The organism is Streptomyces cinereospinus (assembly GCF_042430725.1).
GTDB lineage: Bacteria > Actinomycetota > Actinomycetes > Streptomycetales > Streptomycetaceae > Streptomyces > Streptomyces cinereospinus.
This window is the reverse complement of record NZ_JBHMCY010000004.1, coordinates 67,462-84,398: the sequence shown is the minus strand read 5'-3', so window position 1 is coordinate 84,398 and position 16,937 is coordinate 67,462. Positions and strand designations below refer to the sequence as shown.

Sequence of the window (16,937 nt, the reverse complement as noted above, 5' to 3'; positions counted from 1 at the left end):
TTCCGCGCCGGCGGCCCGAACGGATGCGCCAAACGGGGGGCGTCACGGCGGGGCGTCACCGCGCCGCTCCTCCTGGCGTACGACCTCGGCCAGGTCCGGCAGCCGGTCCAGGCCCTGCACGGCCCGCCGCATGCGCGGGTTGTCCGCCAGCCGGGCCCGCTGCCGGTGCAGGAAGGCCCAGTAGCCGGCGGTGTACGGGCAGGCCCGCTCGCCGACGCGCTCGGTGGGCCGGTAGGCGCAGCCGCCGCACAGATCGCTCATGCGGTGCACGTAGGCCCCGCCGGAGGTGTAGGGCTTGGTCGTCATCCGGCCGCCGTCGGCGTACTGCGACATGCCGACGACGTTGGGCAGCATCACCCAGTCGTACCCGTCCACGAAGCAGCGGTGGAACCAGTCGGTCACCGCCCGGGGGTCCCAGCCGCGCTGGAGGGCGTGGCTGCCGAGCACCATCAGCCGCTGGATGTGGTGGGTCCAGCCGGTGTCGCGGACCTGCGCCAGGGCGGTGGACAGGCACCGCGCGGCGACCGCGTCGGCGTCGAGTTCGAGGAACCAGCCGGGCAGCGGCGCATGGTGCCCCAGGGCGTTGCCGTACCGGTACTCCTCGCCGAAGTACCAGTACAGGTGCCACACGTACTCGCGCCAGCCCGCGATCTGCCGGACGAACCCCTCCACGCTGTTCACGGGCGCGCTGCCCGCCCGCCAGGCCGCCTCGGCCCGCTCCACGCACTCGGCCGGGTCGAGCAGGCCGAGGTTGAGCGACGACGAGAGCAGGCTGTGGCTGAGTACCCGGTCCTCGGCGAGCATCGCGTCCTCGTACGGCCCGAAGCCGGCCAGCCGGTGGCCGGCGAACCGGCGGAGCGCGGCGAGCGCCTCCCGGCGGGAGGCGGGGAAGAGGCGCGGGCCGTCGCGGCCGACGAAGGAGATGCCCTCGTGGCGTTCCCAGCGGTCCAGGTCACGCCGTACCTCGTCGTCGATGCCGTCCTCGCGGGGCCGGTAGGGCGCGGGGGCTCCCAGGGTGCGCGCGCCGCGCGGCGGCGGCCGGCGGTTGTCGTGGTCGTAATTCCACCGGCCGCCCGCCGGCCGGTCGCCGTCCATCAGGAGCCCGTGGCCGCGCCGCACCCAGTGGTAGAAGTCCTCCTGGAGCAGCCGCCGCCCCTCCCGGCCGCCGGCCCACGCCAGGAAGTCGTCGTGCGGCACCAGGAAGCCGCGGGCCGGCAGCAGGGAGACCCCAGCGAGGGAGGAGACCAGGCGCAGCGCGGCCCGGGAGGTCGGGTGGTGCACCGTCACCTCGCCGTCGCCGACGGCCTCGCGCAGCCCCTCCCGGTAGGTCTCGGCGCGCACGTAGCGGACCCGGTCGCCGAGTTCGGCGGCCCGGTGCCGCATCGCGGAGAGCACCAGGTGCGCCTTGGCGCGGTGGAAGCGGCGGCGCCGGAAGACGGACCGGGCCTCGATCATCACGACCGGCGCGGAGCGGGCGGGCCCGCCGTCGCCGGGCGCCAGGAAGTGCGGTCCGAGCTGGTCCCCGAACAGCCAGTGCGCGGCGGTCACGGCCGTGCCCCTCAGCCGCGCTCGCGGGCCCGGCGGAACCGGGCCAGCCCTTCGGCGAGGTCGACCAGGGGCTCCGGGTAGTCGAGCGCGGCGCGCTCCGGCCCCAGCTTCCACGGCTCGTGCACGGCGGGCCCCGGCACCTCCGCCAGTTCGGGCACCCAGCGCCGCACGTACGCCCCGTCGGGGTCGTAGCGCCTGCCCTGGAGGACCGGGTTGAGCACCCGGTTGGGCCGGCTGTCGGTGCCGGTGCCGGCCACCCACTGCCAGTTGAGCTGGTTGTTGGCGAGGTCGCCGTCGACCAGGAGGGACAGGAAGTGGGCGGCGCCCACGCGCCAGTCCACGTACAGCGTCTTGGCCAGGAACGACGCGGTCAGCAGCCGGCCGCGGTTGTGCATCCAGCCCTCGTGGCGCAGCTGCCGCATCGCGGCGTCCACCACCGGGTAGCCGGTGCGGCCCTCGCGCCAGGCCTCGATCTCGTCGTGGGCCTCCGGCTCGCGGCGCCAGCGGTCGTCGTGGCCGCGGTAGTCGGCGCCGGCCGCGTCGGGCCGGGCGGCCAGCACCTGGCGGTGGAAGTCCCGCCAGGCCAGCTGCCGCACGAAGGCGTCGGCCCCGGCGCCGCCCGCCCGGCGGGCCCGGTGGACGATCTCGACGGGGGAGAGGGTGCCGAAGTGCAGGTGCGGCGAGAGCCGGGAGGTGGCGTCGCCGGCCAGGTCGTCGTGGCGGTCCGCGTAGTCGCCGACGGCCCCGTCCAGCCAGGCCGTCAGCCGCTTGCGCCCGTCCGTCTCGCCGCCGCGCGCCAGCCCCGGGGAGATGCCCGTGACCGCGCGCCGGGCGGGCGGCGGCTCGGAGCCGACGCCCCCGGGGACGTCCACCGAGCGCGGCGCGTCGAGCGGCGGGCGCAGCCTCTGCTGCGACCACCGGCGGAAGTACGGCGTGAAGACGGCGAAGTGGCCGGAGCCGGCCGGGGTGACCGCGCCGGGCGCCACGGCCGTCGTGACCGTGTCGTGCACGTGCAGCCGCCGGCCCTCGGCCTCCAGCGCGGCGCGCAGGCGCTCCTCGCGGCGGTGCGCGTAGGCGCTGACGTCGGACGCCATGTGCACCTCGTCGGCGTCGGTCTCGGCGGCCACCGCGCGGACCTCCCGCACGACGTCGCCGGAGCGCACCACCAGCCGTCCGCCCCGGGCCCGCAGCCCCGCGTCCAGGTCGCCGAGGCAGTCGGCCAGGAAGGCCGCCCGGTTCGGCACCGCGAACCCGGCGTCCGCCACGCCGCTGTCGTGGACGAACAGGGGGACCACCTGCCGGGAGCCGTCCAGCGCGGCACGCAGCGGCGGATGGTCGTGCAGCCGCAGGTCGGCGGTGAACAGGACGACGGATACGTTCATGGACGTGCTCCAGTGGCGGAAGCGGGGGACGCGGCGCGCGGCCGGCGCGGCGGGGCAGGGGAGAGCGATCCTTCGTGTCGGTGCCTCTGGGATTACTTCCACGCCGGGCGCCCGACCGGATGCGGCGTCGGGGTGGCGTACGGCGGCGGCCGGGTCCGCCGGGCCGGGCGGCGCCTTCTATAGGCTGATCAGGTGGGCACAGCGGACGCGGAGCACAGCGAGGCGGGCGGCCGGGCGCCGTCCGGGGACGGGGCGCCGGGCGAACGGCGGGACGGCGACCTGTACACCCTCGCGGTCGGGCTGCGCCGGATGCACGGGGAGATCAGCCGCGTGACCCAGCGCTTCGCGGGGGAGCGGGGCCTGCACGCGACGGACGTGCAGGCGCTGGCGGCGATCCTGGACGCCGAGGAGCCGATGACGCCGGGCCGGCTGCGCGAGTGCCTCGGACTGACCTCCGGAGCGGTCACGGCCTGCGTGGACCGGCTCGAACGCGCCGGTCACATCCGCCGGGTGCGGGAGAGCACCGACCGCCGCGTCGTCCACCTGTACTACGTCGACGACGCCCGGACCGCGGCCCGCACGCACTTCCGCCCGCTGGCCGACGCCGCCCGGTCCGCCATGGACCACTTCACCGACGAGGAGATGGCGGTGGTGTTCCGTTTCCTCGCCGTCCTCAACGACGAGCTCGCCACGGGGCAGCACGGCGGTAACTGACCGGATCCGGGGCAGACGCATCCGAGAGGCCGCCGTACCCGGAAGCACAGGCGTCGCTTACGATCGCGGCGGGCAACTATCTCGATGATTGAGATTCTTTGTCGTTGAGTTACTTTCCGGCTCACGTCACGGCTCACGTCATCGAACCGTCCGGCCCACCGCCCCCGACGCCTGGAGAACCATGTCCGTCACGCACCGGCGAGCGCGCTGGCTCGTCCCCGTCCTGCTGCTGATCGCCTGGCTCGGCATCGGCGGGGCCCTCGGTCCGTTCGCCGGCCGGCTCGGCGAGGTCGCCATCAACGACCAGGCGGCCTTCCTGCCCCGCAGCGCCGAGTCCACACAGGTCATCGCCGAGCAGCGCGCCTTCCGTCAGGCGGAGACGCTGCCCGCGATCGTCGTCTGGACCACCGACGGCGGGACCGCGGACGCCGCCCGGCCCGCGGCGACCCGCGCGCTGGCCTCGCTGGCCGGCACCCCGGGCGTGACCGGACGGCCCTCGCCCGCGCTGGTCTCCCAGGACGGCGCCGCTCTCCAGGGCGTCGTCCAGCTCCGCCCCGACCTCGACGAGGAACTGCCCGCGGCCCTGGACCGGATTCGCGCCGCGGCCGAACGGGTGCCCGGGACCACGGTCGCCCTGGCCGGTCCCGCCGCCACCCAGGCGGACCTCTCCGACGCCTTCGCCGGGATCGACGGGCTGCTGCTGGTGGTGGCCCTGGTCACCGTCCTGGTGATCCTGCTGCTGGTCTACCGCAGCCTGCTGCTGCCCTTCGTGGTCATCCTCGGCGCGGTGTTCTCCCTCGGACTGGCCTGCGCGGTCGTCTACGCGCTCGCCGACCACGACGTCGTGCGCGTCGACGGCCAGGTGCAGGGCATCCTGTCCATCCTGGTGATCGGCGCGGCCACCGACTACGCCCTGCTGCTGACCGCCCGCTACCGGGAGGAGCTCGGGCAGCGCGAGGACCGCTTCGCCGCCGTGCGGGCCGCGCTGCGCCAGTCCTGGGGCGCCATCGTCGCCAGCGCCGCGACGGTGGCGCTCGGCCTGCTCGCGCTGCTGCTGAGCGACCTGACCAACAACCGGGCGCTCGGCCCGGTCGGTGCCATCGGCATCGTGTGCGCCGTCGTCAGCGCCCTGACCTTCCTGCCCGCCGCGCTGGTCCTGCTCGGCCGGTCCGCGTACTGGCCCGCCAGGCCCCGGAGCGGCGAGCCGGCGGCCGCCACCGGCGTGTGGCGCGCGATCGCGGACCTGGTCGACCGCGCGCCGCGCAGGGTCTGGGCGGTCGCGCTGGCCGGCCTGCTGGCCTGCGCCGCCCTGGCCCCCACCCTCACCTCCAAGGGGGTCCCGCTGGACGAGATCTTCGTGGACGACGCGCCGTCCGTCGCCGCGCAGCGCACGCTCGGCGAGCACTTCCCCGGCGGCTCGGGCAACCCCACGGTGATCATCGCCGACGCCGGGCCGCTGGACCGGGTGGTCGCGGTGGCCCGCGGCACCGAGGGGGTCGCCGAGGCGGCACCCGTGACGCGCTCCGGGCGGCCGGGACAGCAGGCGTTCGTGGTCGACGGGCGGGCCCGGGTGGACGTCACCCTCACGTCCGCCGCGGACAGCGACGCCGCCAAGGACACCGTGGCGCGGCTGCGGACCGCCGTGCGGGCCGTGCCGGGGGCCGACGCGCTGGTCGGCGGCTACACCGCGCAGCAGTACGACACGCTGCGCACGGCCGAGCGGGACCGCACGCTGATCGTGCCCGTCGTCCTCGCGGTGATCTTCCTCATCCTCGTCGGGCTGCTGCGGTCCCTGCTGGCGCCCGCCCTGCTGGTGGCGACCGTGGCGCTCAGCTTCCTGGCCACCCTGGGCGTCGCCGCCCTGGTGTTCGAGCACGTCCTCGGCTTCACGGGCACCGACCCCTCGGTGCCGCTGTACGGCTTCGTGTTCCTGGTGGCGCTGGGCGTGGACTACAACATCTTCCTGATGTCCCGGGTACGGGAGGAGTCGCTGCGGCACGGCGTACGCGAGGGCATGCTGCGCGGTCTGGTCACCACCGGCGGCGTCATCACCTCCGCCGGCGTCGTGCTCGCGGCGACCTTCGCCGCGCTCGGCGTCATCCCGCTGGCCTTCCTCGCGCAGATCGCCTTCATCGTGGCCTTCGGCGTCCTGCTGGACACCCTGGTGGTCCGCTCGCTGCTGGTGCCCGCCCTGGTCCGGGACATCGGGGCCCCGGTGTGGTGGCCGGGCCGGCTCGGACGCAAGGGGTAGCCGCCCGGGCGGGGTCTGTCAGCGGGGCGGCCACGGCCCGCCGGGAGGGGTGGCCGCCCCGGCGGGGGTCGATCCGGCGTGTGCGGGGCGGCCACGGCCCGTCGCGGGGGGTGGCCGCCCCGGCGGGGGGTCAGTCCCGCGCGAGCAGGGCGGCCAGGGCCCGCAGCACCGCCGACCGGCCGCGGTCGGGCACCGTGCGCAGGGGCTCGCCCCGTACCCCCCACCGGCGCAGCAGGGCGTTGGCGGCCAGGAACCCGCTGGTCGCCGCGCGTTCCATGAGGGCGACCGGCAGACCGGTGGCGACCATGTCGCCCGCCACCACGACCGCCGGGTCCGCCGTCCGCACCCGCGGGCGGCGGTCGTAGCCGCCCACGGAGAACAGCGGGCAGTCCTCCCGCCACTCGTGGCGCCGGTCGACCACCCCGGCGTCGCGGGTCTCCGGGTACACCCGGTGCAACTGGCTCACCAGCCGTTCCTGCACGGCCGCCCGGTCGGCTCCCGGCGGGACGGCGTAGGCGTGCAGTTCGACCACCGATCCCCCGGTGCGCAGCGCCCAGCGGTGCGCCTCGCCCTCCCAGCGGTCCAGGACGCTGACGTTGTCCAGCTCCGCGTAGCCGCTGGTGCCCAGGAAGGCCGGGCGGTCGGGGTGCACCGGCCGGTCCAGCCAGAGCCGGGAGACCAGGAAGGGCGGGGCGGTGCGCAGCCCGGCGACGGACTCCCGCCAGGCCCGGTCGACCAGGTCCGGCGAGGCGGCCGCCACCTGCCGCAGCCCCGGCACGTCCGTCGCCAGCACCACCGCGTCGTACGGCCGGGTCCGCCCGGCGACGGTCACGCGCACCGTGCCGTCGGCGGCCGGGGCCACCGCCTCCACGGGGCTGGCGGTGAGGACCGTCGCCCCGCGGTCCTGGAGGTAGTCCCCGAGGGGCTCCCACAGGGCCTGCGGGAAGGGCTCCCGCGGCACGTCGAAGAGCAGGCCCTCGCTGGAGCCCAGGAAGTAGATGTGGAACATCAGCGCCAGTTCCGCCGCGGACAGCTCCCGGGGGTCCGCGAAGAAGCTGCGCGAGAAGACCTCGAAGGCGAGGTGCCGGGCGGCCGGCGGGAAACCGATGCGGTGCAGGAAGTCGTGCGCGCTGATCCCGTCCAGCCGTTCGTGGACGCCGGGGACGCGCACGTCCAGCAGCGGCAGCGCGGACCGGGCGTGCATGCCCAGCAGGTCCCGCCAGCCGAACGTCGGGCTCAGCGCGACGAAGCCCAGGGCGTTCAGCGGGGGCGTTCGCGGCACCCGGGCGAAGCTGTCGAGCAGTCCGTCGCGGTGGCGCAGCGGGTAGTCCGGCAGGGCGGTCAGCCCGTGCAGGCCCGGATCGGTGCGCCGCAGCAGGGCGCGCAGGTTGTAGTACTGGCGGAAGAAGGCGTGGAAGCCGCGGGTCATGGTGGCCGACGACCCGTCGGCCAGCCGCACCTGCCACCCCGCCAGCCGCCCGCCCAGGTCGGTCTCCCGCTCCAGCAGGGTGACCCGCACCCCGCGCTCGGCCAGTACGGTGGCCGCCGCGAGCCCCGCGATGCCGCCGCCGACCACGGCGACCGACGGCCCCGTGCCCTCGCAGCGCGGGGCGCCCCCGGGGTCCGTCAGCAGCCGCGCCTTGCGGTCCCGTCCGTGTCCGCCGTCCATACGGCCCGTCCTCCTCGTGCCGGCCCTGCTCATGCCGGCCCTGCTCATGCCGGCCCTGCTCGTGTCCGCCGCTCTGGTGTCCGGTCTGCTGGTGTCCGGCCCGCTGGTGTCCGCCGCGCTGGTGTCCGGCCCGTTCATGCCCGGCCCCCTCGCGCGGCGGGCGCCCGTGCCACGAACGTGTGCGTGATCCCCGTCTGCCAGCCCGTCGTCGGCAGCGTCCGCACCCGGATGAACCCGGCCCGCGCCAGCCGCGCCGCGAAGGCGTCCGCGGTGTCGAACTCCACGACGCTGTGCCACAGGTGCTCGTACAGGGCGCCGTTCCCGGCGCGCCGGGCCACCGGCAGGACCACGCCCCGGCACACCGCCGTCCACACCGTGCGGTGCGCCGCCCGGCCGGTCAGGGCGTACTCGTGCACCGCCAGGCGCCCGCCCGGGGCGAGCAGGTCCCGCACCTGCGCCAGGACCGCGTCCGGGTCGGCGACGTTGCGGAACAGGTACGCGGCGAACACGGCGTCGAACGGCCCGGTGACGCCCGCCCCGGCCAGCCCCTCGGCGGGCGCGTGGACGAAGCGGACCCGGTCCGGCCAGCTCTTGGCCCGGGCCTTGGCGAGCATGCCCGCCGACGCGTCCACAGCGGTGATCCGGGCGCGCGGCGCGGCGGCGAGCAGCGCGGCGGTGGAGGCGCCCGTGCCGCAGCCCAGGTCGAGCAGGCGCAGGCCGCTGCCGCCGTCCGGCAGGGCCAGCCGGCGGGCGGAGCGGCGCAGCTGGCCGTGGTAGCCGGGGTTGGCGGCGACCATCCGGTCGTAGGACGGTGCGGCGAGGTCGAACGCGGCCGACAGGTCGGCGTCGCGCAGCAGTGACATGCAGGTGCTCCTTGGTACGGCGGCGCCGGGCCGCGTCAGGGTCCGGCCGGGCGCCGGGTGAGAAAGGGCAGTTCCAGGGCGGTGCGCAGCATGGGCCGTACCGGGGTGCGCAACCCGACCGCGACGTCCTCCGGGGCGCTGGTCCGGCCGTCGAGGAAGCGCAGCAGCCGCTCCGCCGGCACCTTCTCGAACAGTCCGGTGAACAGGGCGGCCCCGTCGACCCGCCCGGTGTCCAGGGCGCGCAGCAGCACGGCGTCCATGGCGCGGGCCCGCGCCCCGTGCGGGGCCGGGACGAGCGGGGTGCGCCCCCGGGCCAGCGCCGCCGCGATCGCCCGCGTGTGGCGCTGGGTCGCGGCGAACGAGTAGCCGGTCGCGGGACGGGTCGCCCCGCCCGCCACCCCCAGGGGGAAGACGGACCGGCCGACGCGGCGCGGGAAGCGGGCGTCCGTCATCGTGATGACCCCCTGCTCGACCTCCGTGACCTCGTACGCGCCCAGGGCGAGCACCTCGTCGGCGTAGTGCGCCAGCGCCCGGTCGTAGGCGTCGTCGGCGAGGACCGCGCCGGAGAACTCGGTGTATTCGACCAGGGCCTCGCTGGGCCCGAACGGCAGGACGTAGCCGAAGGCCAGGCCGTGCGGCGGCTGCGGGGTGCGGAAGTCCATCAGGTCGGCGACGCCCGGCTCGAAGGCCGGCCGGGAGGTGCGCACGAACCAGCCGCGGAAGTGCTGCAACAGCGTGGTCCGGGCGGGGCCCGGCCGGCCCGGCGGCCGGGAGTCGAACACCCAGCGGGCCGTCAGCCGCACCGGCCGGCCCTGCGCGTCCCGCCCGTGCACCTCGGCGCCGCCGGGGCCGTCCCGGACGCCGTCGACGACGGCTTCGCGGCGCAGGCAGCCGGACCGGGCCAGCTCCGCGTCCGCCCACCGCTCGAAGTCCGGGGACCTGATCATCTTGTAGCGCAGCGGACCGGGGTCGCCCAGCACGGTGGTGCCGTCCGGACCCGTGACGCGCACACGGTCCCAGGAGGCGCGCACGACGGCGTCGTACTCGCCGCCCGCCGGCTCCCAGTAGCACCACGTGCGCGGTCCGGGGCGCAACGGGCCCCGCGGGGCGTCGACCAGAGCGACCGTCAAGGGCCGGCGGGCCCGCGTCCGCGGATCGGTGAGCCGCCGCGCCAGGGAGAGCCCCGCGGCACCGGCGCCGATCACGACGACGTCCACGCCCGCGTCCATGTCCACGTCCATGTCCACGTCCGCGTCCATGTCCGCGTCCGCGTCGCGGACGTGGGCCTGCCGCCCGTCGGCGTCTGGTACGTCTGCGTCCCGCACTGAGGCTCCCTCGCGGCCGTGCCGGTCCTGCTGCTGGTGATTCCGCGCCGGGCACCCGAGCGGGCGCCCGGCGACCGGATTCCGCCCTGCCGGGTCACGGGGTTCATGCGTTCGCAGTGCCCGTCTCCTCGCCCAGGCAGCGGGCGAGCCGGTGCAGCCCGCGGCGCGCATGGCTCTTCACCGTGCCCAGCGGCCAGCCGGTGAGGTCGGCGATCTGCGTCTGCGACAGGTCGTCGTAGAACGCCAGCCGCAGCACCCGGCGCTGCGGCGCGGACAGCTTGGCCAGTTCCGCGGCCACCACCACCCGGTCGACGGCCGCCTCCGGTTCCGCGGCCGCCCGCGCGGTCCGGGTGGCCAGCACCGACCCGGCGGCCTCGGCCAGTTCGGTGCGCCGGTAGCGGGCCGCGAGCGCGTCGGCGGTCTTCCGCCGGGCGATCCCCGCCAGCCAGGCGGACAGGGCACCGTGCTCCGGGCGGAAACGGTCCCGGCCGCGCCACGCCGCCAGGAACACCGCCTGGGTGACGTCCTCGGCCTCGCCCCGGTCCGCCAGCGAGCGGCTCGCCAGTGCGTGGACCAGCGGCCCGAACCGCCGGTAGAGCGCGGCCAGGCTCTCCTCGTCCCCGCCGGCGAACCGTGCCGCCAGTTCCTCGTCGGCGATCCGCCGTGCCTGCATCCCGAGTGCCCCCTCAGCCGAGCGGTGCTGCTGCGTCGTCCCAGGAGTCACCGTGCGTCCCACCACCGGCGGGTCTCAACTCGCAGCGTCTCTGCATCGTTTCCGCCCGCCCTCGGCACCGCCCCGGCCGCACCGGCTGGTACGCGGGCTCTTCTGACGTGCACACTGGTGGTCATGGCGACCAGTGTTCCCAGGCCCGCGTCGGCGGAACTCGCGACGGCGCTGCGGTCGCTCGGCGCCGCGGACGCCGCGCCGAGCGAGCGGTGGGAGGGGGACGCCTGGGTCGCCGACTGGGACGGTCCCGTCCGCGGCCACGACGTGTACGTGCTCGTCATGGGCGCCCGCAGCCACCCCGAGGGCGTACGGCTGATGCTGGACGACCTGACGTTCGACGACGTGCGCCCGGAGGACGTGGGGGAACTGGTGCGCGCGGCGCTCACCGGCGGCGCCCGGGTGACGCGGCGACGCGCCCTGCTGTCCCGGCGGCTCGACCTCGGCGTGCGGGTGGGGTCGCGGACCTACTCGGCGAGCGTGAGCGGTGACTCCGTGGACGACCTGCCGGCGTGGGCCGTCCCTCCGGCCGCGCGGTAGGGGGCTACAGGGCCTGTCTCTCTGCGTCGGCTACCTCACCGATCACCTCGACCAACTCGGCTGTGACATCGCCCTCGCGCCCGCCTGGCCCATCGCCACCGGCGCGATCGAGGGCGCCTGTCGTCACCTGATCGGCGACCGCCTCGATATCACCGGGAGCCCGCTGGGGTCTACCCGCCGCCGCAGCCGTCCTCATGTCCGAGCCCTGAACGACAACGGTGACTTCGGGGAGTACTGGTGCTTCCACCTCGCCCGCGAACACAAACGTTCCTATCCCACCAACGACAGCACAACTACCAACTCACGGCGGATCTCCCAAAGCTGGAACTGCACCCAACTCGGAACGGCTCGTTATCTCAGAAGTAAGTGCGAGTTCACCCTCGCATTCGAAGTGCAAGATCGCCTTTCAGTCAATGAGGCTGGACGCCCCGCCGTGTTCTCCTCCGGGTGACCAGCCTTCGAAAGCTGAGGCTCACGTTGAGTGATCATGCAAATCCGGCCGTATCTGACGCGATGCGTTAGATCACCCAACGCGTAGATCAACATCCCTGTGGTCACATCCACAACATCTCCACAGGTGATGCATCATGCGCCCACAACTGCGAAGACTCGTCACAGCCGCTCTGGCCTTGACTCTCCTGGCGTTAGCGGGTGTCGTCCCGTCCTGGGCGTCGCCTCGAGACCGGCCGCCGTCCACGGCTCCGTCGATCATCTCCCAGGCTGAGGCCCGCACGGCTGCGGAGATACCCGAACCACCCGAGGCTACGACGCTTGCCGAGCGACGCAAGCAGGTAAAGCAAGAGCGGGATGAACTCTCGCCCATGCACGACTATGCGCGCTCGCCGGGTACAAAGCCGACCGCGAAGCCGCACGGCCGGCCCAACGTGCAGCCCAACAAAGGTCCGGCGGCCGAAACCGAAGCGGCACCCTTCTCGGCGGCCGCCACCGTCGGCCCGGAATGGGTATCCATCTCCAACGGGGTCTGGCCCGGCAGCTTCTTCACAGGTGGACACCTACAGTTCGCCGAGGGTACCGGTGCGAACTACTCCGGACTGTGGATATTCATCCTGGACGAGGCCGGGAAGATCGTTCACGACTGGGAGATCGACAAGGCCACATATGACCCGGCTGGCAAGGGGATAATGGACAGCGGGGCCTGGTGCTACGGCTGGTGGCCGAGCAATCAGTACCCTGCCGACCAATGTTTCTGGTGGGCTAACACCGCGCTGGGCGGACCCCTTGAGGACGGCAAGAAGTATTACGCCTGGATTTACACCAAGGGTACGGACGGTACGTGGGATCCCTACGGCACCACCTCGCCGCTGATCGAGGCGTTCTATACCCCGGACATTCCAGGTGCGCAGGCGGGCATCTGCTCTTGCTATGCGCAGGCGCACCGTGCCGACCCGGTTAACACGGCGACCGGCATGTTCTATGAACAGCTCACTGATGCCTCGATGGTGGGTCCGGGTGTGCCGCTGAACTTGGAGCGCACCTACCGCTCGGACTCGACCGCCACCGGACTTTTGGGGCGTGGCTGGGCCACACCCTTCGACGCGCGACTGGTTGTTGCCACCGGCAAGGTGACGTACCGGGCGGACGACGGAGCGTCGTTCGTGTTCTCACAGGCCAGTGACGGCTCCTACAAAACTCCCGCAGGTTCGATGGCCAAGCTGGTCAAGGGCACCAGCACCTACACGCTCACCACGCCGGACCACATCAAACGTACCTTCGACAGCGCAGGTGTGCTCATCTCTGTGGTCGACATGGCAGGCAAGGGACTGAGCCTGACGTACGCGTCCGGCAAGCTCGCCTCCGTCAAGGACGCCGCCGGCCGCACCACCACCTTCACCCCGGGCGCCGACGGATTGCTGTCCAAGGTGAGCCTTCCGGACGGCACATCGGTGTCATACGGCCACACCGACGGTCTGCTGACATCGGTGACCGACCCGGCCGGGAAGACGTCCTCCTACGCGTACGACGCGGACAAGCGGCTTTCCTCATACACCGACCCGGCGGGCGGCAAGGTCGCCAACACCTACGACAGCGCGGGACGCGTCACGTCGCAGACGGACCAGAACGGCAAGACAACCACGTTCACCTGGGACAGCAGCACTGGTTCGGCGCACACCACAGCCCCCGACGGCGGGGTGTGGACCGATGTGTACGCCGCCAACGTCCTGATGGAGACGATCGACCCGTACGGCGAGAGCATCAGCTACGACTACGACCGCTATCTGCGGCCCATTTCCATCACCGACCAGCGCGGCAACACCACGGAGATGACGTACGACAGCGCCGGGCGGATGCTCACCCGCAGCGCACCGTCGGCCCTGCCCTATACGGAGAGCTGGACCTACGACACCGCGGGCAACATCACCAGCCACACCGACGGCCGTCTCAACACGACGACATACACATACAACACCTCCAACCAACTGACCGCGACCACCGACCCCCTGGGCGGCAAGACCGTCTACACCTACACCCCGCTGGGTGCCATCGAGACCGTGACCACGCCGCGCGGCAAGGTCACCACCTACGGCTACGACACCGCCGGCAACCGCACCTCGGTCACCACACCGCTGGGCGAGAAGACGACATTCACGTACGACAAGACCGGCCGAATCCTGTCCCAGACCGACCCGCGCGGCAACGTCTCCGGCGCCGACCCGGCCGCCTACACCACGAAGTACGCCTACGACGGACGCGGGCTGCTCAGCTCGGCCACCGACCCGCTGGGCCGCACAACAACTTACGAGTACAACGGCGCCGAGCAGCTGACCTCGGCTGAGAATCCCGCGGGCGCTGTCGTCATCTACGCCTATGACAATGCCGGGCACGTGACCAAGGCGACCGGTCCCTCCGGTAAGTCCGTCACCCGCACCTACGACGCGAGCGGGCGCCTCGCCTCCGAGACTGACGCGGCGGGCGGCAAGATCACCTACACCTACGACAAGGTGGGCCGCCTGCTCACCACCGTCTCGCCGCGCGGCAACGTCTCCGGCGCCGACCCGGCCGCCTACACCACGAACTACACCTACGACGCGGCGGGCAACCCCGTCACCGTCACCGGCCCGACCGGTGCGACGACCACGACCACCTACGACGCGGTCAACCGGCCATCGACGGTCGCCGACCCGCTGGGCCGCACCACCGCCTACACCTACAACGCCAACGACAGCATCACCAAAGTCACTGACGCCGCTGGCAAGACGGTCTCCTCGACCTACGACAAGAACAACCGCCTCGCCAGCAGCACCGACCAACTCAGCAAGAAGACCACCTACGAATACGACGCCGACGGCAACCTGCTCAGCACCACCTCCCCGCTCGGCCACAAGACAAGCTGGACATACGACAGCGACGGCCGCCAGGCCACCACGGTCGACGCCCGCGGCAACGCCACCGGCGCCGACCCGACCCAGTACACCACCACCTACGGCTACGACCCGGCCGGCAACCAAACCACCGTCACCGACCCGCTCGGCGGCGTGACCACCACCGCATACGACGCGGTGAACAACGTCGTCAGGCAAACGGACGCCGACAAGCGCGCCACCGGCTACGACTACGACGGGCTCGACCAGCTGACCAAGGTCACCGCTCCCGGCGGAGCCGTCACCACCTACACCTACGACACGGTCGGCAACCTCACCCAGCGCACCGACGCCAACAACCACGTCACCACCTACGGCTACGACGCAGCCAGCCGCCCCACCTCGGTCACCGACCCACTGGAACGGCAGACGACCTACGGCTACGACGCCGACGGCAACCTGACCAAGAAGACAACACCCCGCGGATCCACGCAATACACCTACGACCCGCGCGGCCTGCTCACCAAGATCGACTACTCCGACTCCACCCCCGACGCCACGTTCGGCTACGACGCCGCCGGGCAGATGACCGCCCGCGCGAACTCCAAGATCTCCGAAGACTTCGTCTACGACGCGGTCGGCAACCTCACCAAGACCCGCGGCTTCGCCTACACCTACGACGCCGTCGGCCAGATGCTCACCCGCAAGTACTCCGACGGCAGCACGATCGCCTACACCTACGACAACGACGGCCGCACCGCCACCATGGCCGCCGACAGCAAGACCACCACGTACACCTGGGACCCGGCCGGCAACCTCACCAGGTCGGCACTGCCCAACACCGGGACCGAAGACCGCACCTACGACCGGGCCGGCCGCCTCACCGCCGTCACCTCCACCAAGGCGAGCACCACGGTCACCAAGACCGCGCTCACCCTTTCCCCAGCGGGCCTGCCCACCCACGTCGACGTCACCCGGGCCAGCGTCGGAACCGGCGGCTACGACCTCACCTACGACACCGCCGGCCGTCTCACCTCCGGCTGCTACCCCCAGCCCTGGGTCACCGGCTGCGCCGCAAGCCGCACCACCTCCTACACCTACGACAAGGTCGGCAACCGCCTGACCTCCGCCTTGGGAACCGCCTCGACCAGTTACACCTACGACGCGGCCGACCAGCTCACCTCGACCACGACCGGCACCACGACCACGGCCTACGGCTACGACACCGAAGGCAACCAGACCAAAGCGGGCGACGAAACCTACACCTACGACCTGGCCGGTCAGATATCGGCGGCCACCGTCGCCGGCGCCTCCTACACCTACGACCACGACGCCAGCGGCAACCAGGTCGCCACCCTCCAAGGCGGCACGGTCACCAACCGAACCCAGTGGGACCCCAACGCCCCCCTGCCGATCCTGGCCACCGAGTACGACAGCGCCTGGGCCATCAAGCAGTCCTACCGCTACGACCCGCTCGGCCAGCCCACATCCACCAGGACGGGCGCCGGCGCTCTGTTCTACTACCACCACGACACCCAGGGCTCACCGGTCGACGTCGCCAACAGCACCGGCACCCTCTACCAGCGCTGGGCCTACGACCCATTCGGCACCCGCGTCCTGAACACCACCACCAGCGGCGCCCCCGCGAGCACCCCGTCCTACACCGGCGCCCGCTACGAGACCACCACCGGCAACCTCGACCTCCACGCCCGCCAGTACGACACCGCCACCGCCCGCTTCACCCGGCCCGACCCGGCCCCCCGCGGCGGGGCGACACCGTACGTCTCGCCATACGCCTACGCCGACAACGTCCCCACCCTGCTGACCGACGCCAGTGGTCTGACCCCGGACGACCCCAACAACGACAGCGTGGACAGCGTCGGCGAAGCGCTCGGCATCTTCGGTGACGCCTTCGTTGACGTCGTCAAGTCACCCTTCGTGTTCCTCGGGGACGCCCACGACGCATTCACCGGCGAGAACGGCGGCGCCGGCGCCTTCGTCGACAAGTACCTGCCCGTCCGCCCCGCCTACCGCCTCTACCGCGCCGAAGACATGCTCCGGCAACAGGGCTGCGACGCCCTCGCCGACCTGTACGCCGAGGCAGCGGAGGAACTGACCCAACAGATCGCACTCGTAGGAATCGGAGGACTTACCGGGTGGCGACGCGCTGCGGTAGCGCCCGAGCTGCGTGGGCACGATGTTCCCACACATGGCAAGGGCGTCGGTCCGGCAGCGGAGCGGCTCCCTGGGGGGCGCCCGGACGGCCAGACCGTCATCGCGGGCCACGGCTGGTACGTTCGTGGCACCGGAGATACGCAGATGCCAAGCGGCACATGGGGCTACTTTTACGTAGAGGACGGTATCGGCCTCCGGCAGTCCACTGGACTCGCAGTCGAACAGGGCAAAAAGATCAAACCCACGGAGATCGTCGGCCCCGGGAAGACCTTGCCGAACTACACCGTGGCCCCTGGGCACGACCTCAAGATGATGAACGGATCGATCACCGTGAGCAAAGACACGCTCCTCAGTGACATCCTCAAACCGAACATGGGGCCAGTACATCTGGCGATCTGCCGCAAGCACTGCGACCCACGGCGCTGA

Annotated in this window: 10 protein-coding genes and 1 pseudogene; 5 read left to right on the top strand and 6 right to left on the bottom strand. The window is 72.7% G+C overall.

What is annotated here, in order from left to right:
* Nucleotides 1-42 precede the first annotated feature (42 nt).
* The gene (locus tag ACFF45_RS03075) at nucleotides 43-1,548 is read right to left on the bottom strand and encodes a cryptochrome/photolyase family protein (RefSeq protein WP_381341496.1); all 1,506 of its coding nucleotides are present in this window, start codon (nucleotides 1,546-1,548) and stop codon (nucleotides 43-45) included.
* Nucleotides 1,549-1,559: 11 nt separating this feature from the next.
* A complete protein-coding gene (locus ACFF45_RS03070) occupies nucleotides 1,560-2,930 on the bottom strand; it encodes a cryptochrome/photolyase family protein (RefSeq protein WP_381341493.1) in 1,371 nt (456 codons plus the stop codon).
* 192 nt (nucleotides 2,931-3,122) lie between these two features.
* On the opposite strand from ACFF45_RS03070, the gene ACFF45_RS03065 reads away from it, so the two are divergent.
* Entirely contained in the window at nucleotides 3,123-3,644 is a 522-nt protein-coding gene (locus tag ACFF45_RS03065) for a MarR family winged helix-turn-helix transcriptional regulator (RefSeq protein WP_381341490.1), read from the top strand.
* 181 nt (nucleotides 3,645-3,825) lie between these two features.
* On the top strand, nucleotides 3,826-5,895 hold the full coding sequence (locus ACFF45_RS03060) for an MMPL family transporter (protein ID WP_381341487.1): 2,070 nt from the start codon (nucleotides 3,826-3,828) through the stop codon (nucleotides 5,893-5,895).
* 130 nt (nucleotides 5,896-6,025) lie between these two features.
* Here the strand turns inward: ACFF45_RS03060 and ACFF45_RS03055 are convergent, their stop codons facing one another.
* The 4 genes from ACFF45_RS03055 to ACFF45_RS03040 form a co-directional block, all read right to left on the bottom strand.
* A complete protein-coding gene (locus tag ACFF45_RS03055; protein ID WP_381341706.1) occupies nucleotides 6,026-7,612 on the bottom strand; it encodes an FAD-dependent oxidoreductase in 1,587 nt (528 codons plus the stop codon).
* Between the two features lie 86 nt (nucleotides 7,613-7,698).
* The gene (locus ACFF45_RS03050) at nucleotides 7,699-8,427 is read right to left on the bottom strand and encodes a methyltransferase (protein ID WP_381341485.1); all 729 of its coding nucleotides are present in this window, start codon (nucleotides 8,425-8,427) and stop codon (nucleotides 7,699-7,701) included.
* 35 nt (nucleotides 8,428-8,462) lie between these two features.
* The gene (locus ACFF45_RS03045) at nucleotides 8,463-9,656 is read right to left on the bottom strand and encodes a lycopene cyclase family protein (protein WP_381341703.1); all 1,194 of its coding nucleotides are present in this window, start codon (nucleotides 9,654-9,656) and stop codon (nucleotides 8,463-8,465) included.
* Nucleotides 9,657-9,855: 199 nt separating this feature from the next.
* On the bottom strand, nucleotides 9,856-10,425 hold the full coding sequence (locus tag ACFF45_RS03040; RefSeq protein ID WP_381341482.1) for an RNA polymerase sigma factor: 570 nt from the start codon (nucleotides 10,423-10,425) through the stop codon (nucleotides 9,856-9,858).
* A gap of 174 nt (nucleotides 10,426-10,599) precedes the next feature.
* Between ACFF45_RS03040 and ACFF45_RS03035 the strand changes: the two genes are divergently transcribed.
* From ACFF45_RS03035 to ACFF45_RS03025, 3 genes and pseudogenes are all read left to right on the top strand, one after another.
* The gene (locus ACFF45_RS03035) at nucleotides 10,600-11,016 is read left to right on the top strand and encodes a hypothetical protein (protein ID WP_381341480.1); all 417 of its coding nucleotides are present in this window, start codon (nucleotides 10,600-10,602) and stop codon (nucleotides 11,014-11,016) included.
* 7 nt (nucleotides 11,017-11,023) lie between these two features.
* Nucleotides 11,024-11,382: pseudogene (locus tag ACFF45_RS03030) on the top strand (hypothetical protein); the annotation flags it as partial.
* Nucleotides 11,383-11,837: 455 nt separating this feature from the next.
* Complete coding sequence (locus ACFF45_RS03025; protein WP_381341477.1) at nucleotides 11,838-16,937, top strand: DUF6531 domain-containing protein; 5,100 nt, start codon at nucleotides 11,838-11,840, stop codon at nucleotides 16,935-16,937.